This is a genomic window from Mesorhizobium sp. WSM4841, from assembly GCF_055811515.1.
This window is the reverse complement of sequence record NZ_JBVVQC010000002.1, coordinates 65,450-92,222: the sequence shown is the minus strand read 5'-3', so window position 1 is coordinate 92,222 and position 26,773 is coordinate 65,450. Positions and strand designations below refer to the sequence as shown.

The 26,773-nt window shown below is 62.8% G+C and carries 26 protein-coding genes; 19 read left to right on the top strand and 7 right to left on the bottom strand.

The genetic code is table 11. The features are described from left to right. Window positions 1-4: 4 nt before the first annotated feature. Entirely contained in the window at window positions 5-1,078 is a 1,074-nt protein-coding gene (locus tag AC0L14_RS02460; protein ID WP_473748551.1) for a hemolysin family protein, read from the top strand. A gap of 44 nt (window positions 1,079-1,122) precedes the next feature. On the opposite strand, the gene AC0L14_RS02455 is transcribed toward AC0L14_RS02460, so the two are convergent. Together AC0L14_RS02455 and AC0L14_RS02450 are read right to left on the bottom strand one after the other, a co-directional pair. Continuing rightward, window positions 1,123-1,299, bottom strand: a complete 177-nt coding sequence (locus AC0L14_RS02455) for a hypothetical protein (protein ID WP_473748550.1) — start codon at window positions 1,297-1,299, stop codon at window positions 1,123-1,125. Window positions 1,300-1,413: 114 nt separating this feature from the next. Then, entirely contained in the window at window positions 1,414-2,883 is a 1,470-nt protein-coding gene (locus tag AC0L14_RS02450) for an FAD-binding oxidoreductase (RefSeq protein ID WP_473748549.1), read from the bottom strand. A 123-nt stretch (window positions 2,884-3,006) separates the two neighbouring features. Between AC0L14_RS02450 and AC0L14_RS02445 the strand changes: the two genes are divergently transcribed. The 6 genes from AC0L14_RS02445 (at window position 3,007) to trmB (ending at window position 8,559) form a co-directional block, all read left to right on the top strand. Continuing rightward, window positions 3,007-3,705 carry a winged helix-turn-helix transcriptional regulator gene (locus tag AC0L14_RS02445; protein ID WP_123147392.1) on the top strand — a complete coding sequence of 233 codons (699 nt, stop codon included), beginning with the start codon at window positions 3,007-3,009 and terminating at the stop codon, window positions 3,703-3,705. 138 nt (window positions 3,706-3,843) lie between these two features. Next, window positions 3,844-3,996, top strand: a complete 153-nt coding sequence (locus AC0L14_RS02440; protein WP_473526081.1) for a hypothetical protein — start codon at window positions 3,844-3,846, stop codon at window positions 3,994-3,996. 39 nt (window positions 3,997-4,035) lie between these two features. Next, a complete protein-coding gene (gene lnt, locus AC0L14_RS02435; RefSeq protein ID WP_473748548.1) occupies window positions 4,036-5,628 on the top strand; it encodes an apolipoprotein N-acyltransferase in 1,593 nt (530 codons plus the stop codon). Between the two features lie 137 nt (window positions 5,629-5,765). Then, window positions 5,766-6,185 (top strand): helix-turn-helix domain-containing protein, encoded by a 420-nt coding sequence (locus AC0L14_RS02430; protein ID WP_123146516.1) that lies wholly within the window; start codon window positions 5,766-5,768, stop codon window positions 6,183-6,185. Between the two features lie 371 nt (window positions 6,186-6,556). Further along, entirely contained in the window at window positions 6,557-7,846 is a 1,290-nt protein-coding gene (gene metK / locus AC0L14_RS02425; protein WP_473748547.1) for a methionine adenosyltransferase, read from the top strand. Between the two features lie 11 nt (window positions 7,847-7,857). Continuing rightward, window positions 7,858-8,559 (top strand): tRNA (guanine(46)-N(7))-methyltransferase TrmB, encoded by a 702-nt coding sequence (gene trmB / locus AC0L14_RS02420; protein ID WP_473748546.1) that lies wholly within the window; start codon window positions 7,858-7,860, stop codon window positions 8,557-8,559. 80 nt (window positions 8,560-8,639) lie between these two features. On the opposite strand, the gene AC0L14_RS02415 is transcribed toward trmB, so the two are convergent. Beyond that, window positions 8,640-8,804, bottom strand: coding sequence for a hypothetical protein (locus tag AC0L14_RS02415; protein ID WP_473748545.1), 165 nt, complete (start codon window positions 8,802-8,804; stop codon window positions 8,640-8,642). Between the two features lie 297 nt (window positions 8,805-9,101). Between AC0L14_RS02415 and rimP the strand changes: the two genes are divergently transcribed. The 10 genes from rimP to AC0L14_RS02365 all read left to right on the top strand — a co-directional run bounded on the left by rimP (window position 9,102) and on the right by AC0L14_RS02365 (window position 21,502). Further along, window positions 9,102-9,746 carry a ribosome maturation factor RimP gene (gene rimP, locus AC0L14_RS02410; RefSeq protein WP_473748544.1) on the top strand — a complete coding sequence of 215 codons (645 nt, stop codon included), beginning with the start codon at window positions 9,102-9,104 and terminating at the stop codon, window positions 9,744-9,746. 47 nt (window positions 9,747-9,793) lie between these two features. Beyond that, window positions 9,794-11,389 carry a transcription termination factor NusA gene (gene nusA / locus AC0L14_RS02405; RefSeq protein WP_352951398.1) on the top strand — a complete coding sequence of 532 codons (1,596 nt, stop codon included), beginning with the start codon at window positions 9,794-9,796 and terminating at the stop codon, window positions 11,387-11,389. Between the two features lie 38 nt (window positions 11,390-11,427). Continuing rightward, window positions 11,428-12,078 carry an RNA-binding protein gene (locus AC0L14_RS02400; protein ID WP_473483849.1) on the top strand — a complete coding sequence of 217 codons (651 nt, stop codon included), beginning with the start codon at window positions 11,428-11,430 and terminating at the stop codon, window positions 12,076-12,078. Beyond that, entirely contained in the window at window positions 12,075-14,639 is a 2,565-nt protein-coding gene (infB, locus tag AC0L14_RS02395; protein WP_473748542.1) for a translation initiation factor IF-2, read from the top strand. Before AC0L14_RS02400 ends, infB begins: the two co-directional genes overlap by 4 nt. 125 nt (window positions 14,640-14,764) lie before the next feature. Beyond that, window positions 14,765-15,190 (top strand): 30S ribosome-binding factor RbfA, encoded by a 426-nt coding sequence (gene rbfA / locus AC0L14_RS02390; RefSeq protein WP_473636203.1) that lies wholly within the window; start codon window positions 14,765-14,767, stop codon window positions 15,188-15,190. Next, on the top strand, window positions 15,190-16,152 hold the full coding sequence (truB, locus tag AC0L14_RS02385) for a tRNA pseudouridine(55) synthase TruB (RefSeq protein ID WP_473483842.1): 963 nt from the start codon (window positions 15,190-15,192) through the stop codon (window positions 16,150-16,152). The genes rbfA and truB overlap by 1 nt, the downstream gene beginning before the upstream one ends. Window positions 16,153-16,196: 44 nt before the next feature. Continuing rightward, window positions 16,197-17,291, top strand: a complete 1,095-nt coding sequence (gene corA, locus AC0L14_RS02380; protein WP_473748541.1) for a magnesium/cobalt transporter CorA — start codon at window positions 16,197-16,199, stop codon at window positions 17,289-17,291. A 167-nt stretch (window positions 17,292-17,458) separates the two neighbouring features. Then, on the top strand, window positions 17,459-17,743 hold the full coding sequence (rpsO, locus tag AC0L14_RS02375; protein ID WP_407660271.1) for a 30S ribosomal protein S15: 285 nt from the start codon (window positions 17,459-17,461) through the stop codon (window positions 17,741-17,743). Window positions 17,744-18,150: 407 nt separating this feature from the next. Further along, window positions 18,151-20,298 (top strand): polyribonucleotide nucleotidyltransferase, encoded by a 2,148-nt coding sequence (pnp, locus tag AC0L14_RS02370; RefSeq protein WP_095493596.1) that lies wholly within the window; start codon window positions 18,151-18,153, stop codon window positions 20,296-20,298. Window positions 20,299-20,488: 190 nt separating this feature from the next. Beyond that, a complete protein-coding gene (locus AC0L14_RS02365; RefSeq protein ID WP_473748540.1) occupies window positions 20,489-21,502 on the top strand; it encodes a class I SAM-dependent methyltransferase in 1,014 nt (337 codons plus the stop codon). 107 nt (window positions 21,503-21,609) lie between these two features. On the opposite strand, the gene fabI is transcribed toward AC0L14_RS02365, so the two are convergent. From fabI to fabA, 3 genes are all read right to left on the bottom strand, one after another. Further along, a complete protein-coding gene (gene fabI, locus AC0L14_RS02360; RefSeq protein ID WP_473526076.1) occupies window positions 21,610-22,422 on the bottom strand; it encodes an enoyl-ACP reductase FabI in 813 nt (270 codons plus the stop codon). A gap of 12 nt (window positions 22,423-22,434) precedes the next feature. Beyond that, window positions 22,435-23,655, bottom strand: a complete 1,221-nt coding sequence (gene fabB, locus AC0L14_RS02355) for a beta-ketoacyl-ACP synthase I (protein WP_123147394.1) — start codon at window positions 23,653-23,655, stop codon at window positions 22,435-22,437. Between the two features lie 116 nt (window positions 23,656-23,771). Further along, entirely contained in the window at window positions 23,772-24,290 is a 519-nt protein-coding gene (gene fabA / locus AC0L14_RS02350) for a 3-hydroxyacyl-[acyl-carrier-protein] dehydratase FabA (RefSeq protein WP_023802127.1), read from the bottom strand. A gap of 244 nt (window positions 24,291-24,534) precedes the next feature. Between fabA and irrA the strand changes: the two genes are divergently transcribed. Further along, a complete protein-coding gene (gene irrA / locus AC0L14_RS02345) occupies window positions 24,535-24,966 on the top strand; it encodes an iron response transcriptional regulator IrrA (protein WP_473748539.1) in 432 nt (143 codons plus the stop codon). A gap of 73 nt (window positions 24,967-25,039) precedes the next feature. On the opposite strand, the gene AC0L14_RS02340 is transcribed toward irrA, so the two are convergent. After that, window positions 25,040-25,597 (bottom strand): SH3 domain-containing protein, encoded by a 558-nt coding sequence (locus AC0L14_RS02340; RefSeq protein ID WP_473526074.1) that lies wholly within the window; start codon window positions 25,595-25,597, stop codon window positions 25,040-25,042. Window positions 25,598-25,754: 157 nt separating this feature from the next. Here AC0L14_RS02340 and AC0L14_RS02335 point away from each other — a divergent pair, with 157 nt between their 5' ends. After that, a complete protein-coding gene (locus AC0L14_RS02335; protein WP_123146526.1) occupies window positions 25,755-26,756 on the top strand; it encodes a 2-hydroxyacid dehydrogenase in 1,002 nt (333 codons plus the stop codon). Window positions 26,757-26,773 lie beyond the last annotated feature (17 nt).

Genomic DNA, 26,773 nt, shown 5'->3' with positions numbered 1-26,773 from the left:
GACGATGAACGACAAACCAGAGACTGCCGCCCGCCCAGACGCCGGCAGTGCGACCAAGCCATCCGAACAGACGGAAGAGGGCTCTAGTCCGAGTATCCCGACCGGCAGCTTCGCCAGCGAGCCATCGCCTGCCGGTCCTTCCCTGTTCGATCGCGTGCTCGGCCTGTTCAGGCAACGCAACGGCACCAGCCTGCGCGAGGAGATCGCCGACGCGCTTGCCGAAACGGCGAGCGATCCCGGATCCTTCTCGCCCGGCGAGCGGGCCATGCTCAACAACATCCTGCGCCTGCGCGAGGTGCGCGTCGAGGACGTCATGGTGCCGCGCGCCGATATCGAGGCGGTCGAGATCACCACGAACCTGGGCGATCTTCTGGGACTGTTCGAGCAGTCCGGCCATTCCCGCATGCCGGTCTATTCGGAAACGCTCGACGACCCGCGCGGCATGGTCCACATCCGCGACGTGCTCGCGCACATCACCAAGATCGCCCGCGTCAGGAAGGGCAGGACGACCAGGAAAGCCGCCGCCACCACGCTTCTCGATCTTGCCAAGGTCGATCTCGCGCGCACCATCGGCGACCTGAACCTGATCCGCCCGGTGCTTTTCGTGCCGCCGTCGATGCTCGCCTCCGATCTCATGGGGCGGATGCAGGCGATGCGCACCCAGATGGCGCTGGTCATCGATGAATATGGCGGCACTGATGGTCTGGCCTCGCTCGAGGATATCGTCGAGATGGTGGTCGGCGACATCGAGGACGAGCATGACGAGGACGAGCCGATGATCACCCAGACCGGCGAGGGCGTGTTCGTCGTCGACGGCAAGGCCGAGATCGACGAAGTCACCAAGATGATCGGCGAGGATTTCGCCGCCGGCGAGCATGGCGAATATGTCGACACGATCGGCGGCATGATCTTCAACACGCTTGGCCGTGTTCCGGCCCGCGGCGAAGTGGTGCAGGCCATACCTGGTTTCGAATTCCTTGTGCTCGACGCCGATCCACGCCGCGTCAAGCGCGTGCGCATCGTGGAGACCCAAAAGGGCGAGCGCCGCCGGCGCGCGGTGCGCGCCGAGCAGGCTTGAAAGACGCCGCTCGCCCGATGACGGTCGACGATCCGTTCAAGCACTCAACCTTGGGCTCTGGCATATTCTACAAGAATCCGCGCGCCGCATTGATCTGGCTTGAAAAGGCTTTCGGATTCGAGCCAAGCATGGTGGTCAGCGACGCTGATGGCAGGCTCGTCCATTCCGAGATGCGGTTCGGTGACGGCTATATCATCGTCGATGCCGAATGGGCCGACCATGTCGCCAGCCCCGCGTCGGTCGCCGGCAAGAACACGCAGTCGGTCTATGTGCGCCTCAAGGACGGCATTGCGCCTCCGGCAGCGTCGCACCCATCCAACACCACCCCAAATTTATCAAGTATCGCCCGCGCCGTCGGAACCGCTCACACCGGCACTCAGCCCCGGGCGGATGTTCTGGTTATGGTGGAAGACGTTGTCGGGGTCGTACGAGGACTTCACGTCAGCCAGCCGGTCAAAGACGGAGTCGCCGTACGCCTCTCGGACCCGGCCCGGGTCTTCGTCGCCGCCGAGGAAATTGACGTAGACGCCTTCGCGGAAGCGGCCAAGAGCGGCGAGGACCCCCCTCGTCCAGGCCGTCTCTCGGTCGCCGAAGTCCTCGCCGGGCCGCCACGCAGCGTGGACGATGATCGCGTGCGACGCTTGCCGGTTCCCGAACGCCGTCGCGCCCTCGGCCACTCGGCTCACCGCCCCCTTCAGATGGAACATTGCCACATACGACCGTGGCGACGAGCAGGAGAATGCGTGCCCGGCGATCACGTCGATGAGGTCGTCGCGGAGCGCGGGGAGGTGGGTGGCCTTCCAGTAGTAGTTCCAACCGTGGAGGACGGTCGAGTCGAGCGCGCTCTGGAATACCACGTACGGCTTGGGCCCGGCCAGATCGAGGAGGGGAGTCCGAAATGTGCGGAGCGGGCGGAGCGCCTTCTCACCGTCCTCGATCGGCCCGGCGTAGCACGCGCCCACCATCATCACCGGGCGCCAGTGCAGTTCCTCGGGAATGACCGATAGAGGCGGCACGGTGCAGAATTTTACGACTGTGCCGAGCTCGTCGGGAGCGTCGCGGATGAAGTCGCGGTAGAAACGGAGGACCTCCCCGGCGTCGCTCGCGTCCCAGAGGATAGGCCCGGCCAGAACCGTGGGCCCGACGGGGTGGAGGCGGAACTCGAACGAGGTGACCACGCCGAAGTTGCCGCCGCCGCCGCGCAACGCCCAGAACAGGTCGGGGTGCTCGTCCTCGGACGCCCGCAGCCGCTCGCCGTCGGCCGTCACGACGTCGGCGGCGAGGAGGTTGTCGACCGCGAGGCCATGCTTGCGCATCAGCCAGCCGATGCCACCGCCGAGGGTGAGCCCGGCGACTCCGGTATGGCTCACGATTCCGCCGGTGGTGGCCAGGCCGTGCGCCTGCGTCTCGCGGTCGACGTCGCCCCACAGCGCGCCACCCTGCACCCACGCCCTGCGGCCGGCGGGATCGACCCGCACGCCCCGCATCGCCGAGAGGTCGATGACGATCCCGTCGTCGCAAACGGCGGTGCCCGCCACGCCGTGGCCTCCGCCCCGTATGGCGATCTCCAGATCGTGGTCGCGAGCGAAGCGCACGGCCGCGACCACGTCGGCGGTCCCGATGCATCGGGCGATCAGATGCGGGCGCCGGTCAATGGCGCCGTTCCAGATTGCACGGGCGACATCGTAGTCGGCGTGGCTGGCATTGATCAGCCGGCCTCGGAACCCGTCGATTTCCACGACGGTTGGCTGCATGCTCCCGTGGTGGGCTTCTGCGTACGTTGTTGTCGTCATAGGTGTCGTCATCGTGTCCTCCTCACGTCGAGAGAGGCCACATCGGACCACGGCGGGCCGCTGCCGTATAGTCAACAATCTGGACTCCACAATCGGAGGCGGATGCGCAACACTGCTGTTGTGAGGACGTCCGTCATGAGGACATACGGCCAGTACTGCCCCATCGCCCGTGGCGCCGAGATTTTCGCCGAGCGCTGGACGCCGCTGATCATCCGCAACCTGTACCTTGGCTGCGGAAGCTTCAGCGAGATCCTGGAGGGCGCGCCCGGACTCTCCCGTACCCTGCTCTCAGAGCGGCTCAAGCAGCTCGAATGGGTCGGTGTCGTCGAGTCGAATCCCAAGCCAGACGGGCGCGGGCGCCACTACGAGCTCACGTCGGCGGGCCACGACCTCTTCACGGTCTGCCAGTCGCTCGGCGAGTGGGGCGCGCATTGGCTCGAGATCGCCCCCCAGCACCTAGACCCCTTTGTGGCCCTGTGGTCGATGTGCAAGGCGCTCCGCCGGGACCGGCTCCCGGATCGACGCGTCGTCATCCGCTTCGACTTCACCGGCCGCCCACACCGGGAGCGCTATTGGCTACTCATCGAGCTCGGAGACACAGAGATCTGCAAGACTTACCCTGGCTTCGACGAGGACCTCTACATCACGGCGGAAGCCGAAGCTTTCGTCAAATGGCACGCCGGCCAGCTCAGTTGGTCCCAAGCCACCCGCGAGGACCGAATCCAGCTCGACGGCGACCTGTCGCTCGCAAGAGCCTTCCCGACCTGGAACGCCCGCAGCATGTTCGCCCACATCATGCCGGTCTCCCGCACCGTCACGAGTCATGCAGGTTGACATTCCGGATGCGGCCTCCCGATGCGGCACCGCACCGCCGGCGTGTGACGTGAACAAACTCCCATACCTCACATGCTATCCGGAATGGAAAGCCGCCGGATTGCCGATCGTCTGATATTCACATAACTCGAAGCACTGATGCCGAAAGCGGGCGTATTACCAAGGTCCGAAGACATCCAGTGTTTTGCCATTGGCTCGACGATTGCGAATGACAGCAACGGTTCGATTGCCGAAATTCAATCCGGCACGCAGGCTGAAGCGTGGCCGTTTGGAACGTGGACCGCAGCCTGATAAATCTTCTGCCGTGATTCGAACGACTCGGAAGCATTGATGAAGCGCCTGGCCGGCCGGATAATTCTGCTATGGGGTTGGCGTCGCGCCCTTGTGGCGTTTCTTGCCGGGGCGCTGGCGGTTCTTGCCCAGGCGCCTTACGATTTCTTCGCCGTCGGTTTCGTTTCGTTTCCGCTGCTGGTCTGGCTTCTCGACGGTGCGACCGGCGAAGCTTCCGATGGTTGGTTCCGGCGTTTGCGGCCGGCTTTCGCCATCGGCTGGTGGTTCGGCTTCGGCTATTTTCTCGCCGGCCTGTGGTGGATCGGCTCGGCACTTCTGGTCGAGGCCGACAGTTTCGCCTGGGCGCTGCCCTTCGCAGTGGTCGGAATTCCGCTGGCGCTCGCCTTTTTCTACGGCTTCGCAACAGCGGTTGCCCGGCTGCTGTGGAGCAACGACATCGGCCGCATCGCCGCTCTTGCCTTCGGCTTCGGCCTGGCGGAATGGCTGCGCGATTTTCTGTTCACCGGGTTCCCGTGGAATGCCGTCGGCTACGCGGCGATGCCGGTGCCCTTGCTTATGCAGAGCGTGTCGGTGACCGGCATGGTCGGCATGAACGCGCTGGCGGTCTTCGTCTTTGCACTGCCGGCCCTGCTTGCGGCGGGCCGGCATGTCCGCCTGGGAGCTGCACTGCTTGCCGTTCTCGTCGCGGCCCATGTCGGCTTCGGCTATGTCAGGCTTGCTGCCAAGGTCGAGCCCGCAACCCGCGCAATCGACGTCCGCATCGTGCAGCCGGCTGTCGACCTCAGCGAGAAGTGGGACGCTTCGGTGCCCGACCGGATCTTCGCCATGCTGATGGGGCTTTCGGCCGAGGCGCCGCAGGCCGGCCATGACAAGCCGCAATTGATCCTGTGGCCGGAAACCTCCGTGCCGTTTTTTTTCGCCGAACGTCCCGATGCGCTGACCGCTCTGGGAGAGATGCTTGGCGACGGCCAGATGCTGATCGCCGGCGTCGTCCGGGAGGAGGGCGGCTCGGCAGCAGATGCCGACAGGCGGTACTACAATTCGGTGGTGGCGATCGACGACAAGGGTGAAATTGCAGATGCTGTCGACAAGGTTCATCTGGTGCCCTTTGGCGAATATCTGCCTTTTGCCGACCTGCTTGGCCGCTTAGGACTCAAACAGCTCGTCGCCGGGCCGACGACCTACGCGGCCGGCAATGAGCGGCATCCGATCACGCTGTCCGGTGGCATCCGCATGCTTCCGTTCATTTGCTATGAAGTCATCTTTCCCGATCTGGTGGCGATTGACGCTCCGTCAGCTGAGCTTATTGTGAATGTCACGAACGACGCGTGGTTCGGTGACACGCCGGGTCCATACCAGCATTTCAGGCAGGCGCAGGTTCGTGCTGTGGAGAACGGGGTGCCCTTGTTGCGTGCAGCCAATAACGGCATCTCCGCTGTCGTCGATCCGCGCGGGCGCATCCTCGATGCACTGGCGATCGACGCACGCGGAGCCGTCGATGTCCATGTTCCGATTTCCAATCAAGCCATCGTTTCTTCCAGCCAAAGACGCATTAACGGACTGCTGATCTTGTTGCTGTTTGCCCTGGCCGCTTTCACATTGAATGTAAGGCAAAAGCTACGGGCGAATTGACAGTCGACACATTAGAAACTCATACTGTAACGGCCTGAAATTTCTCGAAGTCGGTACGTCGTTGTGTTGGGGCACTGGCCGCCGGCTTCGTTTGGGCAGAAAAACACAAAAAGCCGGAAAAATTCGGCGAGGAAAAAATGGCAGAAGAAAACAAGAAGAAGCCGAATCCTATCGACATCCATGTCGGAAGTCGCATCAGGCTTCGTCGCAATATGTTGGGAATGAGTCAGGAGAAGCTGGGCGAGAACCTCGGCATAACGTTTCAGCAGATACAGAAATACGAAAAGGGGACCAATCGCGTTGGCGCCAGCCGGTTGCAGGCAATCGCCTCGATACTCGGCGTTCCCGTCGCTTTCTTTTTCGAGGACGCGCCGGGCCAGGAGACCGTGGGCAACCGCGGATTTGCCGAGGATGCATCAATGGCTTTTGCCGTCGAATTCTGCGGCACTCCTGAAGGTCTTCAACTCAACCGGGCCTTCGTCAAGATCGCCGACGTGAAGATACGTCGCAAGATCATCGAGCTTGTGAAGGCCCTTTCCACCGACGAAGTCGATTGATTTGGGCCGACTGAGTTGGCGACCCTTGAAAAGCCGGAAATGGCGAGGCCGTCATAGCGGGGCAGGCAAATTCTCGCGATCTCGCGCATCGTGGAATTTACATCCCATAGGCATGCCGGAGAGCGGATCGATTTTGCTCGACGCCCATGCTCAAAGTCTTTTTCATCAACGTGTTGAAGCTAAGCACGTGTTGGAGCTAAGGCACGCTGGCGGCATCCTGCCGCCGGTCACAGCCGGTCGCAGTTGGTATAAGATAACAGCGCGATTTTTACACCAGAATGGCCGCACCGCTTGACGAGCGCCGCCCGGCACAGCTAACACGTGGCGCGCCAATCGGCAGCGTGCCGATATTTTTTCAAGAGGGGACACCCGTGACGCGGCAAAACTATCTATTCACCTCGGAATCCGTTGCCGAGGGTCATCCCGACAAGGTTTGTGATCGTATCTCCGACGAGATCGTCGATCTGGTCTATCGCGAGGCCAGAAAGACCGGCATGGACCCCTGGAAGGTCCGCGTCGCCTGCGAAACGCTGGCGACCACGAATCGCGTCGTCATCGCCGGCGAGGTGCGCGTCCCCGAGACCCTGCTCAAGAAGGACAAGGCCGGCAACATCCTGATGGATGCCGCCGGTCATCCGCTCGTCAATCCGGCGAAGTTCAAGTCGGCCGCCCGCAAGGCGATCCGCGAAATCGGCTATGAACAGGCCGGTTTCCACTGGAAAACGGCAAAGATCGAGGTTCTGCTGCACGGCCAGTCGCCTGATATTGGCCAGGGCGTCGACAATGCCTCCGACCGGCAAGGCGAGGAAGGGGCCGGCGACCAGGGCATCATGTTCGGCTATGCCTGCCGCGAGACGCCGGATCTGATGCCGGCACCAATCTACTACAGCCACAAGATCCTCGAATTGCTGGCCGCCGCGCGCCATGAGGGCAACGGCGACGCCGGCCGGCTCGGGCCGGACGCCAAGAGCCAGGTCACCGTCCGCTATGTCGACGGCAAGGCGGCGGAAGTGACGCAAATCGTGCTGTCCACCCAGCATCTCGACGCCAGCTGGGATTCGAAGAAGGTCCGCAACGTCGTCGAACCTTATATCCGCGAGGCGCTGGGCGACCTGAAGATCGCCGACAGCTGCAACTGGTACATCAACCCGACGGGCAAATTCGTCATCGGCGGGCCAGACGGCGACGCCGGCCTGACCGGGCGCAAGATCATCGTCGACACTTACGGCGGTGCCGCACCCCATGGCGGCGGTGCTTTTTCCGGCAAGGACACCACCAAGGTCGACCGTTCCGCAGCCTATGCGGCACGCTATCTCGCCAAGAACGTGGTGGCCGCCAAGCTCGCCGATCGCTGCACCATCCAGCTTTCCTATGCCATTGGCGTCGCCCAGCCGCTGTCGGTCTATGTCGACCTGCACGGCACCGGCAGGGTCGATGAGGCAAAGCTCGAGCAGGCGCTGCGCACCGTGATGGACCTGTCGCCGTCCGGCATCCGCCGTCACCTCGATCTCAACAAGCCGATTTACGCCAAGACGTCGTCTTATGGCCATTTCGGCCGCAAGGCCGGCCGCGACGGGTCCTTCTCCTGGGAAAAGACCGATCTCGCCAAGGCGCTCAAGGACGCACTTGCCGAAGCGCCGGCCGAAGCAGTCGCGGCCTAGCCGCGGCGTCCATGGATCCGAAAGACCGGCCAAGCCGTGCGACCGAAGCATTTTTCGGTCGCCGGCGCGGCAAGACCATCCGTCCGCAGCAAGCGGCGGCACTGGAAAGCGGCTTCAGCACTTACCGCCTCGATCTGACGGCCGGACCGCCGGCCGAACTGCGCAGCCTGTTCGAAGCCGACGTCGGCGCCATTCATCTCGAAATTGGTTTCGGCGGCGGCGAGCACCTGCTGCATCGGGCGACGGCGGCTCCTGAGACCGGTTTTGTCGGCGTCGAGCCTTTCGTCAACGGCATGGCCAAGCTGATGATGGCGGTCACGAAACGGCCACTTGCCAATCTTCGGGTCTATGACGACGACGCCACACGCCTGCTCGACTGGCTCCCGCAAGCCTCGCTAGACGGCATCGACCTGCTCTATCCCGATCCCTGGCCGAAGAAGAAACACTGGAAGCGCCGTTTCGTCAGTCCGGTCAATCTCGACCGTCTCGCCCGCGTGCTGAAGTCAGGCGGAAAATTCCGCTTTGCGTCCGATATCGATAGCTATGTGAACTGGACGCTGCTGCACTGCCGGGCACATGGTGCGTTTGCGTGGCAGGCTGAAGAGGCAGCCGACTGGCAGCGGCCCTATGAGGGCTGGCCGGGTACCCGCTACGAAGCTAAGGCCATTCGCGAAGGCCGGCGGCCGGCCTATCTCACCTTCGTCCGAAGATAGGCATATTTCGTTAAGCATCGCGCATCGCGCGCTTTGCCGTCGACGAGGACCAAAGATGTCCTCGCCCTGCATCGCCGGTCTTAGAAGCGGCCGATCTTGTGGAAGGAGGCCGGATCCATGCCGAGATTGCGCAGATCGTGCGCGCGCGGCTTGCGGCCGGCTTCGACGGCGTGCGAAGCGGCGACGGCGCTGCCGAACACGGTGAAGAAATCGCCGATGGCCGAGAAAACCTTGCGGTTGGTCATGATTATGCCCTTTCGCCTGCTGCTATGCGTGATTGGATTTGTGCAGCGCAACATAGATAGGCGCGTATTGCCTGATATCACAGGGACGTCGCCGCATGGCCGCCATGCGTCCTGTGCAAGGCTGCCGCCCCAGGCAGTTTCGCCCGGCCCTGCATGCGGGCTGCATGCGGACTTGAAACGACGGCCGCGATCGTCTATATCAGGCTCAAATTCTTGGTCGGTATGGCGAAGAGTGGGTCCACCCGGTCCCGCTCTTTTTTGTTAGCTTCCGACCGCCCATGAAGCGACAGGAATAGAATGACGGCAACGGTATCCGACAGCGACGACCGCATCATCCGCGAAAGCGGCATCGATGCGCGCATCGCGTTGATCGTGCAGCCGGTGCTGCGTGCCATCGGCTTCCGCCTTGTCAGGGTGCATCTGACGGGCCAGAACGGGCTGACGCTGCAGATCATGGCCGAGCGCGAGGACGGCACCATGACCGTCGAGGATTGCGAAGAGGTCAGCCGGGCGGTGTCGCCTGCGCTCGATGTCGATGATCCGATCGAAAAGGCATATCATCTCGAAGTGTCGTCGCCGGGTATCGACCGGCCGCTGGTCCGTAAGTCGGATTTCGCGACCTGGACGGGTCATCTGGTGAAGATGGAAACCTCGGTCCTTGTCGCCGACCGCAAGCGCTTCAAGGGCAAGATCGCCGAGAGCGACGCGGACGGCGTGCTGATCGAGCGCGACAAGGCGGCCTATGGCGAACAGCCGACGGTGCGTGTGCCCTACGATGCGATTGCCGAAGCACGGCTGATCCTGACCGACGACCTTATCCGCGACGCACTGTCGAAGGACAACAGGGCGCGCAAGGAAGCTAAGAAGCGCCGCGGCGAACCCGAAGACGCGCCAGAGGGCGTAGAAGCGGGCGCGGAAGATGAAACCGAACAGGAAATGTGATTGGGCTGCCGGGCGCAAGGCTCGGCAACAAGCTCGGGAGAAAAACGATGGTTGTAAGCGCCAACAGGCTTGAACTGCTGCAGATCGCCGATGCGGTCGCGCGTGAAAAGTCGATCGACAAGTCGATCGTCATCGCCGCCATGGCCGATGCGATCCAGAAGGCGGCGCGCTCGCGCTATGGCCAGGAAACCAACATCCGTGCCGACATCAATCCGAATACCGGCGAGATGAAGCTGCAGCGGCTGATGGAGGTGGTCGAGAAGGTCGACGACTATGCGACGCAGATCGCCATTTCCTCGGCGCGCGAGCGCAATCCCGACGCCCAGCTCGGCGACTTCATTGCCGAACAGCTGCCGCCGATGGATTTCGGCCGCATCGCCGCCCAGTCGGCCAAGCAGGTCATCGTGCAGAAGGTGCGCGAGGCCGAGCGTGATCGCCAATATGACGAGTACAAGGACCGCATCGGCGAGATCGTCAACGGCACCGTCAAGCGCGTTGAATACGGCAATGTCATCGTCGATCTCGGCCGCGGCGAGGCGATCATCCGCCGCGACGAGCTGATCCCGCGCGAAAACTACAAATATGGCGATCGCGTCCGCGCCTATGTCTATGACGTGCGCCGCGAGCAGCGCGGTCCGCAGATATTCCTGTCGCGCACCCATCCGCAGTTCATGGCGAAGCTGTTCACCATGGAAGTGCCGGAAATCTACGACGGCATCATCGAGATCAAGTCGGTCGCCCGCGATCCGGGTTCGCGCGCCAAGATCGCCGTCATCTCGCGTGACAGTTCCATCGATCCGGTCGGCGCCTGCGTCGGCATGCGCGGCAGCCGCGTTCAGGCGGTGGTCGGCGAATTGCAGGGCGAGAAGATCGACATCATTCCGTGGTCGCCTTCGGCCGCTTCCTTCATCGTCAACGCGCTGCAGCCGGCGGAAGTCGCCAAGGTCGTGCTCGACGAGGACGCTGAACGCATCGAGGTCGTGGTGCCGGACGACCAGCTGTCGCTGGCCATCGGCCGCCGCGGCCAGAACGTCCGGCTCGCCTCGCAGCTCACCGGCTGGGATATCGACATCCTGACCGAGCAGGAAGAGAGCGAGCGCCGCCAGAAGGAGTTCGTCGAACGCTCGGCTCTGTTCATGGATGCGCTCAACGTCGATGAGATGGTCGGCCAGGTGCTCGCCTCCGAAGGCTTCACCAGCGTCGAGGAAGTCGCCTATGTCGATGCTGACGAGATCGCGTCGATCGACGGCTTCGACGAGGACACCGCCTCGGAAATCCAGGCCCGCGCCCGCGAGTATCTGGAGAAGATCGAAGCCGAGCATGACGAGAAGCGCAAGGCGCTGGGCGTCAAGGACGAGCTGCGCGAGATTCCCGGCGTGACCACCGCCATGATGGTGACACTCGGCGAGGACGGCGTGAAGACGATCGAGGATTTCGCCGGCTATGCGGCCGATGACCTGACCGGCTGGAAGGAACGCAAGGACGGCGAGACGAAGGTGTTCCCCGGCGTGCTCGCCAGTCACGGCGTCTCGCGTGCCGATGCCGAGCAGATGGTTCTGGCCGCTCGCCTCAAGGCCGGCTGGATCACCGAAGACGAGCTTGCAGCCGAAGACGTGACGGCTGACGAAGCCGTTGGTGCGTGAGGTGAAACCGCATCGCACACAACCCGCCCTTGGACGAGATGAACGATCGCACTTGCATCGTCACGCGCAGACAAGCCGAACCGGATGAACTGATCCGTTTCGTCGTCGGCCCGGATTCGGCCGTCGTTCCGGATATCAAGAAAAACCTGCCCGGCCGCGGTTGCTGGGTGACCGCCGACCGCCTACATATCGACAAGGCGGCAGCGAAGAACCTGTTCGCTCGCGCCTTCAAGGCGCAGGTGACCGTGCCGACAGATCTCGGCGGCATGGTCGACGGGCTGCTTTCCAGATCCGCTCTGGGCATGCTCGGTCTTGCCCGCAAGGCAGGCGCGATCGCGCTCGGCGCCACCAAGGTCGAGAGCGCGGTGCGTGGTGGGCTGGCGCTTTTCGTGTTGCATGCGACCGAGGCGTCAGATGACGGCGTCCGCAAGATCAGCCAGGCGCGACGGGCAACCGTCCGCCTTGGCGGCCCCGCCATCCCTGCCTACAAACTTTTCTCCGAGGCCGAGTTGAGCTTGGCATTGGGGGGTACAAATGTGATACATGCTGCCGTTCTCGCGGGAGACGCGGGCAGGGCGGTCCAGAAGCGCATGGTTGCGCTCGACCGATATCGGGGCGGTTCCCCGGACGATCTGGCAATGCTTGCGGCCGTTGCTGACGAAGATGATGCCGCAGAGGATATGGAATGAACGATACGAAATCGGGCGACGACAAGACGTTGAGTGTTACGCCGAAGAAGACTTTGACGCTGAAGCGCCCCGGTACGGAACAGGGCACCGTGCGCCAGAGCTTCTCGCATGGCCGCACCAAGGCGGTCGTGGTCGAGACCAAGAAGCGCAAGTTCTCGCTGCCCGGTGACAAGCCGGAGCCGGCCGCTGCCCCGTCCGTCTTCACGCCGAAGCCGCCGGTCGTGGCAGCGCCCGTTGTGCAGGAGGCGCCCAAGGCGCCGCCGCCTCTGCCGCCGGTCGAACGCGGCGGCATGGTGCTGAACGAATTGTCGCGCAACGAGATGGAGGCGCGCCGCCGGGCCCTTGAGGGCTCGAAGGTGCGCGACGTCGAGGATCGCCAGCGCGCCATCGACGAGGCCAAGCGCCGCGCCGAGGATGAAGAGCGCCGCCGTCGCGAGCGCGAGGAATCCGCGCGCCGCCAGGCCGAGGAAGAAGCCCGGCTGCAGGCCGAAGCGGAGTCCCGCCGGCGTGCCGAGGAAGAGGCGCGCCGCCGCGCGCCGCTGGCTGCCGAACTGGCGACGGTCGACGACGAGGACGTCAAGCCGAAGCGCACCGGCGCCGGAGCGCCCGTGCGCCGTCCCGTCACGCCCGAAGTGGCGCGTCCGGCCAAGCCGACCAAGGGCGAAGAAGATCGCCGCCGCGGCAAGCTGACGCTGAATGCCGCACTTTCCGATGAGGATGCGCGAGCGCGTTCGCTGTCGTCGATGCGTCGGCGCCAGGAGAAATTCAAGCGCGCGCTGCATAATGAACCGCGCGAGAAAGTCATGCGCGAAGTGATACTGCCCGAAACCATCACCATCCAGGAGCTGGCGCAGCGCATGTCCGAGCGCGCCGTCGATGTGGTCAAGTTCTTCATGAAACAGGGCCAGATCCTGAAGCCAGGCGACGTCATCGACGCCGACACGGCCGAGCTGGTCGCCACCGAATTCGGCCACACGGTTCGCCGCGTCGCCGAGTCCGACATCGAGGAAGGCCTGTTCAACATCGCCGATCGTCCCGAAGATCTCGAGCCGCGTCCGCCGGTGGTAACCATCATGGGCCATGTCGATCACGGCAAGACGTCGCTGCTCGATGCCATCCGCAATGCCAATGTCGTGTCCGGCGAGGCCGGCGGCATTACCCAGCATATCGGCGCCTATCAGGTCGAGAAGAACGGTCATAGGATCACCTTCATCGACACGCCCGGCCACGCCGCCTTCACGGCGATGCGCGCCCGCGGCGCCCAGGCGACAGACATCGCCATCCTCGTGGTGGCGGCCGACGACAGCGTGATGCCGCAGACGATCGAATCGATCAGCCATGCCAAGGCGGCCGGCGTTCCGATCATCGTGGCGATCAACAAGATCGACAAGCATGATGCCGACCCGCAGAAGGTGCGTTCGGAACTGCTGCGCCACGAAGTCTTCGTCGAATCGATGGGCGGCGAGGTGCTGGACGTCGAAGTGTCGGCGACCAAGGGTACCAATCTGGACAAGCTGCTCGAAGCGATCCTGCTGCAGGCCGAAATCCTCGACCTGAAGGCCAATCCGGACCGCACCGCCGAGGGCGTCGTCATCGAAGCCCAGCTCGACAAGGGCCGCGGCCCCGTCGCCACCGTGCTGGTCCAGACCGGCACGCTGATGCCTGGCGATATCCTCGTTGCCGGCAACGAATGGGGCCGGGTGCGCGCGCTGGTCAACGACCGCGGCGGGCAGATCAAGGAAGCGCCGCCGGCGATGCCGGTCGAGGTGCTCGGTCTGCAGGGAACCCCACAGGCCGGCGACCGCTTCGCCGTGGTCAACAACGAAGCCCGCGCCCGCGAGATCACCGAATACCGCCAGCGTCTGGCGCGTGAGAAGGCGGTGGCCAAGCATGCCGGCCAGCGTGGCTCGCTCGAACAGATGATGTCGCAACTGCAGACGAGCGGGCTGAAGGAATTCCCGCTGGTCATCAAGGGCGACGTGCAGGGCTCGATCGAGGCGATCAGCGCGGCCCTGGACAAGCTCGGCACCGACGAGGTGCGTGCGCGCATCGTCCATGCGGGCGCCGGCGGCATCACCGAAAGCGATGTGTCGCTGGCGGAAACCTCGGGTGCCGCGATCATCGGCTTCAACGTCCGCGCCAATGTGCAGGCGCGTGCTGCTGCCGCGGCGGCAGGCATCGAGATCCGCTACTACTCGATCATCTACAACCTCGTGGATGACGTGAAGGCGGCGCTCTCCGGCCTGCTTTCGCCGGAGCGTCGCGAGACCTTCATCGGCAATGCGGAGATCCTCGAGATCTTCGACATCACCAAGGTCGGCAAGATCGCCGGCTGCCGTGTCACCGAAGGCAAGGTCGAGCGCGGTGCGGGCGTTCGCCTGATCCGCGACAACGTCGTCATCCACGAAGGCACGCTGAAGACCCTGAAGCGCTTCAAGGACGAAGTCGCGGAAGTCCCGGGCGGCCAGGAATGCGGCATGGCCTTCCAGAACTACGAAGACATGCGCGTCGGCGACGTCATCGAGTGCTTCCGCGTCGAGATGGTGACCAGGACGCTCTGAGTTTCGAGCAACTTGAGTTCGAGCATCTACTGAGACCGGGCGGTGGTCGAAAGGCTGCCGCCCAAAGCATATGAGACATGCGGCGCGGTCCCATCCCGTGCCTCACGATTTCAGGATAGAGAAAAATGCCCCGTTCAACCACGTCAGGTCCATCCCAGCGCATGCTTCGCGTCGGCGAGCAGGTGCGCCATGCGCTGTCGGAAACCTTGCAACGCGGCGAGATCATCGATCCGCTGGTCGAGAACGCCGTGGTTTCGGTCTCGGAGGTGCGCATGTCGCCCGATCTGAAGATCGCCACCGCCTTCGTCTCGCCGCTCGGCGCTGGCGATGCCGATGCGGTGGTCGAAGCGCTCAACAAGCATGCGAAATTCATCCGCGGCCGCGTTTCCGGCGCGCTCCGGCAGATGAAGTACATGCCGGAATTCCGCTTCCGGCTCGACACCAGCTACGACAATTTCCAGAAGATCAACGAATTGTTGCACTCGCCCGAAGTGGCGCGCGATCTCGGCCCCGGCGACCAGAATAAACACAGCGACAAGGACGAAGAATAGTGGCGCGTCGCGGCAAGAAGAAGGGCCGGCCGATCTCCGGCTGGCTGGTGCTGGACAAGCCCGTCGGCATGGGCTCGACCGAAGCCGTCTCCAAGATCAAATGGTTGTTCCAGGCGGAAAAGGCCGGCCATGCTGGCACGCTCGACCCGCTCGCTTCCGGCATGCTGCCGATTGCGCTCGGCGAAGCGACCAAGACCGTGCCCTATGTCCAGGATGGCGCCAAGGTCTACCGCTTCACGGTTGCCTGGGGTGAGGAGCGTTCGACCGATGACCTCGAAGGGCCGGTGACGAAAAGCTCCGACCAGCGTCCGGCAGAAGCCGATGTGCTTTTGCTGATGCCGAAATACACCGGCATCATCATGCAGACACCGCCGCAATTTTCGGCCATCAAGATCGCAGGCGAGCGCGCCTATGACCTTGCCCGCGACGGCGCGACGGTCGACATCCCGGCGCGGGAGGTCGAGATCGGCCGTCTCGACCTGATTGAGCACAGTGCGGATCGCACCATTTTCGAGGTCGAATGCGGTAAGGGCACCTATGTGCGCTCGCTGGCCCGCGACATGGGCCGCGACCTCGGCTGTTTCGGTCATATCGCCGAACTGCGCCGGATCGAGGTCGAGCCGTTCACGCAGGAAGACTTCGTCACCATCGCCGAGCTGGAAGCCGCTCGATTCGGCGAACAGGGCGATGAACGTTCGGATTCAGCGGACACGGTGCCTGTCGATTTCGACGCCATCGATGCGCTTCTGGTCGACACATCGGCCGCGCTCGACTGCCTGCCGCAAATCGCGATCAGCGACGACGCTGCAACAAAAATCCGCCTCGGCAATCCGGTCATCATCCGTGGCCGCGACGCGCCGGTGGAAGCCGAGGAAGCCTGCGCTACGGCGCGCGGCAAGCTGGTCGCCATCGGCGCCGTCGAACAAGGCATGTTCAAGCCGAAGCGGGTCTTTGCCGGGTGAGTCCCGTCGTCTAATCTCGATCAGACGTAACATCCGAGGGGCACATGGCAAAGGCCGAGACGATCAAGAAGCGGGCGCCGGTGACAGCGCGGCGGCCGCCGGTCGGCGCATCACCGGGCACGCTGATCGCCGACCCCGCGGCGCGGCGCAGCGAACTGCGACTGACGCTGATGTCGCCCGACAAATTCGAGACAATCGAAAATGCCAGCATCGACGACGTCAACGCTCATTGCGACACATGGCCGGTCATTTGGCTCGATTGTACCGGTCTCGCCAACATCCCGCTGATCGAGGAGATCGGCCGGATTTTCAGCCTGCATCCGCTGGCGCTGGAAGACGTCGTCAACACCGGCCAGCGGCCGAAGGTGGATTTCTTCGAGGACCATGCCTTCGTCGTCGTCAGGATGATCGACGATGTCACCGCGCATCGTTACGAGCAGATCGCGGTCTTCTTCGGCAGAAACTTCGTCGTCACCTTCCAGGAGCGCGAAGGCGATCCGTTCGATCCCGTGCGCAAGCGCATCGCAAGCTCCATGCCCAACCGGCTGCGCGCACGCGGCGCTGACTATCTCGCCTATGCGCTGATCGACGCCATTGTCGACAGCTATTTCCCGCCGATCGAGGCTGCCGGCGAATTGGTCGACAGCATCGAGGACCAGATGCTGCGCGCGGCGGACAAGCACCAGATGCGGCGGCTTCACGAGTTGCGGCGCGACGCCAATGTGCTGAAGGGGGTGCTTTGGCCGATGCGCGATGCGCTGGCGACGCTGATCCGCAACGACGTGCCCTATGTGAAGCCCGAGACCAAGATCTTCCTGAACGACACGCTCGATCACTCGCTTCGGCTCATCGAACTGGTCGAAACCCAGCGCGACATGCTGACCGGCCTGATCGAGATGCATCTGTCGCTGAGCCAGGCGCGCACCAGCGATGTCATCAGCTATCTGACGATCGTCTCGGTGATCTTCATCCCGCTCACCTTTCTCGCTGGCGTGTGGGGCATGAACTTCGATCCCGAAACCTCGCCATGGAACATGCCGGAGCTGAAGGCCCAATACGGATATCCGGCGGCGCTCGTGTTCATGGCCGTTGTTGCGCTCGGGCTTGTTGCCTTCTTCAGATGGAAGAAGTGGCTTTAGCCGAAGACAAATCTTCGTTTGTGCAGCAAAAAGCCGGCTTGTGAATTGGGCTGGTGTTTTTGCCTGAATTGCACTATATGCGCCGCAGCATCGTGCAATGACACGTTGCTTGTACCGGCCCCTGCTGGACGACATCCCGGCCGAGGGCGTCCCGTTTCCTCAAACAGATAAGGAAAAACACGATGTCGATTACTGCCGAGCGCAAGAAGGAATTGATGGGTGAATTCGCAACCGCCAAGGGCGATACCGGGTCCCCGGAAGTCCAGGTGGCCATCCTTTCCGAGCGCATCAAGAACCTGACCGACCATTTCAAGGACCACAAGAAGGATAACCATTCCCGCCGTGGTCTGCTCGCTCTCGTCTCCCAGCGCCGCAGCCTGCTTGATTATCTCAAGCGCAAGGATGACGCGCGCTATCAGACGCTGATCGAGAAGCTCGGTCTGCGCCGTTGACGAATTGACCGGCGGGTTCTTTCGAGGGCCCGCCGGTCGCGCATTGGAGCAGTCCATTGCTCTAATGAAGGAAGTAGAGCGCCGCGCATCGATTTGGACGCGCACATAGTACGCTCTGAGACTTTGAATTTGCGCAAGGCATTTTCCGAGAGCCGCGGTTTTCGGGGTCATGCGCAAGGCCAGTCGGATCGATTGGCCAGACCCGGTTTCGAGATAGCACAGGGCCATTCGAAACCGCCCATGGACGGTCATGGGGCAGGATTGCAGGACGCTCGCCCGGCACCGCGCCGGATTTACCCGAGCTTCCCGTTGTCTTGCCCGTGGCTGCCCGAGAAACGAAGCCAAGGGAAAGGGGCACTCGCGCACGGTGAAACGGCGCGGCCCTTTCCGCATATGAAGGACAAGACATGTTCAATCACCACAAAGTGGAAATCGAATGGGGCGGCCGTCCGCTCATCCTCGAAACCGGCAAGATTGCGCGCCAAGCTGACGGTGCGGTGCTCGCCACCTACGGCGAAACCAAGGTTCTCGCCACCGTCGTTTCGATGAAGGAACCGAAGCCCGGCCTCGATTTCTTCCCGCTGACCGTCAACTATCAGGAAAAGACCTATGCCGCCGGCAAGATCCCGGGCGGCTATTTCAAGCGCGAAGGTCGTCCGAGCGAAAAGGAAACGCTGGTTTCCCGCCTTATCGACCGTCCGATCCGCCCGCTCTTCGCTGACGGTTACAAGAACGACACGCAGATCGTTGTCACCGTCGTCCAGCATGATCTCGAAAACGACCCGGACATCCTGTCGATCGTCGCCACCTCGGCGGCCTTGACGCTGTCCGGCGTCCCTTTCATGGGTCCGATCGGCGGCGCCCGCGTCGGTTACATCAACGGCGAATATGTGCTCAATCCGCATGTCGACGAGATGCAGGAATCCAAGCTTGACCTGATCGTCGCCGGCACCTCCGACGCCGTGCTGATGGTCGAGTCCGAAGCCAAGGAACTCGGCGAGGACCTGATGCTCGGCGCCGTTATGTTCGGCCATCGCGGCTTCCAGCCGGTGATCGACGCGATCATCAAGCTGGCCGAGGTCGCCGCCAAGGATCCGCGCGATTTCACCGCGCCGGACTATTCGGCGCTTGAAGCGGAGATGCTGAAGATCGTCGAAGGCGAGCTTCGCGATGCCTACAAGATCACCGACAAGCAGAAGCGCTATGCCGCCGTCGACGCCGTAAAGGCGAAGGTCAAGGCTGCGTTCGCACCCGCCGAAGGCGAGGAAGCAAAATACACGTCCGAACAGATCGGCACCGTGTTCAAGGAGCTCCAGGCCAAGGTCGTGCGCTGGAACATCCTCGACACCGGTTCGCGCATCGATGGCCGCGATCTGAAGACGGTCCGCAAGATCGTCTCCGAAGTCGGCGTCCTGCCGCGTACCCACGGCTCGGCGCTGTTCACCCGCGGCGAGACCCAGGCGCTGGTCGTCGCCACGCTCGGCACCGGCGAGGACGAGCAGTATGTCGATTCGCTGACCGGCATGTACAAGGAGAAGTTCCTCCTTCACTACAACTTCCCTCCCTATTCGGTCGGCGAAACCGGTCGCATGGGTTCGCCCGGCCGCCGCGAAATCGGTCACGGCAAGCTGGCCTGGCGCGCGATCCGCCCGATGCTGCCGACATCAGACCAGTTCCCCTACACGCTGCGCGTCGTCTCCGAGATCACCGAGTCCAACGGATCGTCGTCGATGGCCACCGTCTGCGGCACCTCGCTGGCGCTGATGGATGCCGGTGTTCCGCTGGCCAAGCCGGTCGCCGGCATTGCCATGGGTCTCATCAAGGAAGGCGAGCGCTTCGCGGTGCTCTCCGACATTCTCGGCGACGAGGATCATCTCGGCGACATGGACTTCAAGGTTGCCGGCACCGCCAACGGCATCACCTCGCTGCAGATGGATATCAAGATCGAGGGCATCACCGAGGAGATCATGAAGATCGCGCTGGACCAGGCCAAGGACGGCCGCCAGCATATCCTCGGTGAAATGGGCCACGCGCTGTCTGGCGCGCGTGCCGAACTCGGCGAATTCGCGCCGCGCATCGAGGTTATGCACATCCCGACCGACAAGATCCGCGACGTGATCGGCTCGGGCGGCAAGGTCATCCGCGAGATCGTCGAAAAGACCGGCGCCAAGATCAACATCGAGGACGACGGCACGGTCAAGATCGCTTCGTCCAATGCCAAGGAGATCGAGGCGGCGAAGAAGTGGATCCACACCATCGTCGCCGAGCCGGAAGTCGGCGAAATCTACGAGGGCACGGTCGTCAAGACCGCCGACTTCGGCGCTTTCGTCAATTTCTTCGGTCCGCGTGACGGCCTCGTCCACATCTCGCAGCTCGCGACCGATCGCGTCGCCAAGACCTCCGACGTCGTCAAGGAAGGCGACAAGGTCTGGGTCAAGCTGATGGGCTTCGACGAACGCGGCAAGGTCCGCCTGTCGATGAAGGTCGTCGACCAGGCCACGGGCAAGGAAATCGCCCGCGACAAGAAGGCCGAAGGCGAAGAAGACGCCGCCTGAGCGATTTAGAGCGACGTGCGTCCAAAATGGACGCACATAGTACGCTCTAAGGCTTTGAATGTTCGCATCGTGCTTTCCGAAATCGATTCCGATTCGGGCCGATGCGAAGCGATACAATCGAAACGGGCGCGCCGACAGGTCGCGCCCGTTTCATTTTCTAGACAAGCCAGCTGCATTTCGAGATCGAAGAATGTCCGCCGAGCCCCTGAAGACACTGTTCCATCCGTTCGAGGCCGAGGCTGTCCCCCTGCCGCGTAAGGGCGAGCGTGTCCTCTTTCTCGGCGCTGAACCCGGCTTCCGCCTGCCCGAAGGTTTCGATGCGGCACTGCATCTGGTGCAAGGCTTCCGCCCGCATTTTCGCGCGCTGCAGGGGTCGGGCTTCACGGTCACGCCGCGCCCGGAAGGCGAAGGTTTCGATGCGGCATTGGTGCTTGCCGGCCGTCATCGCGGGCAAAACGAATTGCACATCGCTGAGGCGATTGAGCGTGTGAGGCCGGGCGGATCGATTATCGTCGCCGGTGCCAAGGACGATGGCATTGCCAGCCTGCGCAAGCGCATCGGCGAGCTTGTGCCGCTCGACGGCCATTTGCCGAAACATCACGGCATCGCTTTCTGGTTTCATCGACCTGCCGATGCTGCGGTCGCGGCAGCGCTTCGCGCCGCCAATCCAACCCTTCTGCTCGAGGGCCGTTTCCGCACCGCGCCAGGCATGTTTTCTTTCGACAAGATCGATACAGGTTCGAAATTGCTGGTCGACAATCTGCCCGGCGACCTGCGTGGCAAAGTTGCCGATTTGTGTGCCGGCTGGGGCTATGTGGCGGCCGAGGTCGCCGCCCGCTCACCTGGCATATCGGCGCTCGATCTCTACGAGGCCGAGTTCGATGCGCTGGAGGCGGCGAAAGGCAATATTGGCAATACAGCGGCGGAAGCCGATTTCTTCTGGATCGATCTTTTGAGCGAGCCGGTCGAGCGGCGCTATGACGCCATCGTCATGAACCCGCCCTTCCATCGCAGCCGGGCGGCCGAGCCGGAGATCGGTGCCCGCATGATCCGCGCCGCGGCAAAGGCGCTGAAGCCGGGTGGGCGGCTGTTTATGGTGGCGAACCGTCAGCTTCCCTACGAGCCGATGCTGGCGGCCGCCTTCTCCAGCCATGCCGAGATCGCCCGCGATGGCATGTTCAAGGTTCTCGCGGCGCGCCGCTGAACGCGGAGTTCAGTGCAGATCGGCAAGGCGCCGTATCTATGGCCGCGCTCTTCGACCATCGTTCCAGTCTGCTTGCCAGCAAGGCCGTCGCATTTTTACGGGCCGAATTAATCTCGTACGTTGTCGGTCCGCTTCAGCTCGTCGAGCGCCGGCATCGAGACGATGTGGTAGCCGGAATCGACATAGTGGATTTCGCCGGTGACGCCTGACGACAGGTCGGACAGGAGGTAGACCGCGGAACCGCCGACTTCGTCGATGGTCACCGTACGGCGCAGCGGCGAGTTGCGCTGCTGGTAGGAAAACATGTGGCGTGCATCGGAAATCCCGGCGCCCGCCAATGTCCGCACCGGTCCCGCGGATATGCCGTTCACTCTAATGCCGCGCGGGCCGTAGTCGTTGGCGAGATAGCGGACGCTGGCTTCCAGCCCGGCCTTGGCGACGCCCATGACGTTGTAGTTCGGCATGACACGAACGGAACCGGCATAGGTCAGCGTGATCATCGAGCCGCTGTCCTTCATCAGCGCGGCGGCATGACGGGCGACCTCGGTGAACGAGTAGCAGGAGATGACCATTGTGCGGACGAAATTATCGCGGCTGGTGTCGGCGTAAAGGCCCTTCAGCTCGTTCTTGTCGGAAAAGCCGATGGCGTGGACGACGAAGTCCAGCCCTCCCCAGGCCTCGCCCAAGGTCTCGAAGGTAGCGGCAACCGATGCGCTGTCCTCGACGTCGCAAGGCACGACCAGCGAGGAGCCGAGTTTGTCGGCAAGCGGCTTGACCCGGCGCCCAAAGGCTTCGCCCTGATAGGTGAAGGCGAGTTCTGCCCCATGTTCGGACAGTTTTCGGGCGATGCCCCAAGCGATCGAATGGTCGTTGGCGACACCCATGACAAGCCCACGCTTGCCTTTCATCAATCCGTCCATGGTCGGCAATCCTTATGCGGAATAGCGCTGGAAAATCAGCGTTGCGTTGGTGCCGCCGAAACCGAACGAGTTGGACAAAACGGTGTCGATCCTGGCATCGTCGATGCGCTCTCGCACGATGGGCATGCCCTCGAATTCCGGATCGAGCTGCTCGATGTGGGCGCTCTCGCCGATGAAGCCGCCTTGCATCATCAGGATCGAGTAGATCGATTCCTGCACGCCGGCCGCACCCAGCGAATGGCCGGTCAGTGATTTCGTCGAGGTGATGAAAGGCATCTTGTCGCCGAACACCTCGCGGATTGCGCCCATTTCCCTGGAGTCGCCGACCGGCGTCGAGGTGCCGTGCGTGTTGATGTAGTCGACCGGCGAAGAAACGGTCGCCAGCGCCTGCCGCATGCAGCGCACCGCGCCTTCGCCCGAGGGCGCCACCATGTCGTAGCCGTCGGAGGTCGCGCCATAGCCGACGACCTCGGCGTAGATCTTTGCGCCGCGCGCCTTGGCGTGCTCGAGCTCTTCTAGCACCAGCACGCCGGCGCCGCCGGCAATGACGAAGCCGTCACGATCGACGTCATAGGCGCGCGAGGCGGCCGATGCCCGGTCGTTGAACTTGGAGGACATGGCGCCCATCGCGTCGAACAGGTCCGACATCGTCCAGTCGAGGTCCTCATGGCCGCCGGCAAAGACCATGTCCTGCTTGCCCCACTGGATCAGTTCGTAGCCATTGCCGATGCAATGCGCCGAGGTCGAGCAGGCCGAAGAGATCGAATAGTTGACGCCGTGGATCTTGAACCAGGTTGCGAGCGTCGCCGAAGCGGTCGACGACATCGCCTTCGGCACCGCAAACGGACCAATGCGCTTGGGGCTGCCGTTTTTGAGCGTGGTTTCAGCGGCTTCGACGATGGTTCGGGTCGACGGTCCGCCCGATCCCATGACGATGCCGGTGCGCTCATTGGTGATGTCGTTTTCGCCCAGTCCAGCGTCCACGATAGCCTGGTCCATGGCGACATGGTTCCAGGCCGCGCCTTGCGACAGGAAGCGCATGGCGCGACGATCGATCAGCGCGGAAGGGTCGAGCGTCGGCGCCCCCCAGACCTGGCAGCGGAAGCCGTGTTCGGCGAAGGAATCGGAGAAGCTGATGCCGGATCTGGCATCGTGGAGCGAGGCCTGCACCTCGTTGGCATTGTTGCCGATCGACGACACGATGCCGAGGCCCGTCACTACGACCCGTCTCATTCGCAACTCCTTCCAGCGCATGAACCCGAAACCTGTCGGACCAGGATCATGCGCAAATTAAAGTTCTACAGCTTCCTTGCGCGTCCCGCGGACTCGCGGCGCTGTGAAGGCGCCGGTTAGGCGGCGGCCGATTGCTTGGACAGACCCACCTTGAGATCCGTTGCTGCGTATATGGGTTCGCCATCCGCCTTCAGCCAGCCATCGGCGATTCCAAGCACCAGCCGGCCGCGCATCACGCGCTTGAAGTCTACGCCATATTCCACCTTCTTGACCGACGGCGTCACCATGCCTTTGAATTTCACTTCGCCGGTCGACAGTGCCATGCCCTTGCCCGGCTCGCCGAGCCAGCCGAGATAGAAGCCCGTCAGTTGCCACATGGCGTCGAGGCCCAGGCACCCCGGCATGATCGGATTGCCGATGAAATGGCAGGCGAAAAACCACAGGTCCGGCTTGATGTCGAATTCGGCGCGGATGAAGCCCTTGTCGAAGGCACCGCCCGTCTCGCTGATTTCGGTGATGCGATCGAACATCAGCATCGGCGGATAGGGGAGCTGGGCGTTTCCAGGTCCGAACAGCTCGCCGCGGGCGCAGGCAAGCAGTTCCTCGTAATCGTAGCTGGATTTCGAAACCGCCATCAATCTCCGTCCCCAATAATCGTCCGGGCGGTAGCGCGCCCTTGTCGTTGGTTTCCTAACACAATCTATTTCAGGCCGGAAACCGGCGTTTGCGCTTAACCCGCCCGTCTGCCTGGGTCAATGCGCGCTATTGATCGTATTCGGGCGACAGAATATATGTCGGGGGGTGTCCAGTTTCGGTCAATATTCGTTTTTTGCCATTCTGGGCATATCTTGAGGCGAAACTTTGAGCTTGGACGGATAGATGGATCTGGGCTGCCGGAAGGAAAATGTCTCTGTGGACAAGCGGGTTCGCGAAGCTGGCCTGAGGCCGACGCGTCAGCGCATTGCGCTGGCCGATCTGCTTTTTGCCAAAGGCGACCGCCATCTGTCGGCCGAGGAGCTGCACGAGGAGGCGATCACCGCCGGCGTGCCGGTTTCGCTTGCCACCGTCTACAACGCTCTTCATCAATTCACCCAGGCGGGCCTTCTGCGCATCCTGGCAGTCGAGGGGTCGAAGACCTACTTCGACACCAACACCTCCGATCACCATCATTTCTACATTGAAGGCGAAAACAGGATCTTCGATATCGCCAGTGGTCCTGTCACGGTTTCCAACCTGCCGGAGCCGCCGGAAGGCATGGAGATCGCCAATGTCGACATCGTGGTGAGGCTGCGCCCCAAACGCTCCGATTGATCCGCGCTTCATAAGGCCGCGAGATACCGTCTCGCCTGTATCGGCCTCTAGAATCCCGACCGACAAGATGAGGTCAGTTCTTGACCCGTTCGCCCGGATAAGCGCCCCAGACAAGCGACTGGGCGAGCCAGCCGGTGTGGCCGTTGAAGGTCATCTCGCACCACTGGCCGTCACAGGACTTGATCGTGCCCATGGCGCCCGGCTCGATGATCGCGACGATGCTGGCATCCTTTTCCGGGTCGTCGAGAAGATTGACTCGGGCATCTTTGCCCCGCTGCCAGGGAGCTACGATCGCCGTACGGCGGCCTGAAAGCAGCGACTGGTTGATCCAGCCTTCCGAGCCGTCGGCATCGCGCACACGACGCCAAGTGTCGAATTCCTGGATGATCTCCATCGGCAGGCCGGGCTTCATATACATCCAGTCGACGGAATAGTTGACGCCTGGTCCGACGCGGGAGTTGACGCGGCCCGCTTTCAGGCTGACGAAACGCGGCAGCGGCAGGCCGCTCGGGCCGAGCGTTGTGCTCTGGGCGGGTGCTGCCGCATTCTGTGCCGCCACATGCGAGGAATGAAGGAGAGCGCCGAGAAATGCTGCGCTGAGGGCGAGGCGGAGCGACGCGAAACCAGACACTTTCATTCCTTTCGGCGCCGGCTCATCGGCCTTGGCGCCCCTTTTTCTTTGTCTTCGGCGGAACCTCTTGTTACATGAAGAACTGGCACCGCGACCGGCCTGCAGTTTCGCCTGTCTTGGTTAAAGAGGTCTCAACGAGGTCGGGTTCGAGGAAACAATGGTAGGCAGAAAAAGGCCCCTCGTCGTCATCACGCGCAAGCTCCCCGACCCGGTCGAGACCCGCATGCGTGAGCTGTTCGACGCCCGGCTGAATGTCGAAGACAGGCCTATGACGCAGCCGGAACTGGTCGCGGCGGTCAAGGAAGCCGACGTGCTGGTGCCGACCATAACCGATCAAATCGACGCGGCGCTGATCGCTCAGGCTGGCGACAATCTCAAGCTGATCGCCAATTTCGGTAACGGCGTCGACAAGATCGACGTGTCAGCAGCAGCGAAGAAGGGCATTACTGTCACCAATACGCCGAACGTGCTGACCGAAGATACGGCCGACATGACCATGGCGCTGATGCTGGCGGTGCCGCGGCGGCTTGCGGAAGGCGCCAATGTGCTGACCGGCGACAAGAAATGGGCCGGCTGGTCGCCAACCTGGATGCTCGGCCGGCGTATCTGGGGCAAACGCCTCGGCATTGTCGGCATGGGCCGCATCGGCACCGCTGTCGCCCGACGGGCCAAGGCCTTTGGCCTGTCGATCCACTATCACAACCGCCATCGCGTGCTGCCGGCAGTCGAGGACGAGCTGGAGGCGACCTACTGGGAGAGCCTCGACCAGATGCTTGCCCGCATGGACATCATATCGGTCAATTGTCCGTCGACGCCGGCGACCTTCCACCTGCTTTCGGCGCGGCGGCTGGCGCTTCTGCAACCGTCCGCTTACATCGTCAACACAGCGCGCGGCGACATCATCGACGAGGACTCTCTGGTCAAGCTGATCCAGGACGGCAAGATCGCCGGCGCCGGCCTCGATGTCTACGAGCATGAGCCGGCGCTGAACAGCAAATTGCTGAAGCTCGCCGCCAAGGGCAAGGTCGTGTTGTTGCCGCACATGGGGTCGGCGACGCTCGAAGGCCGGATCGACATGGGCGAGAAGGTGATCATCAACATCCGCGCCTTCTTCGATGGCCACCGTCCACCGGATCGCGTACTGCCACTGCGGACGTGATGCCATCTTAAGTTAGC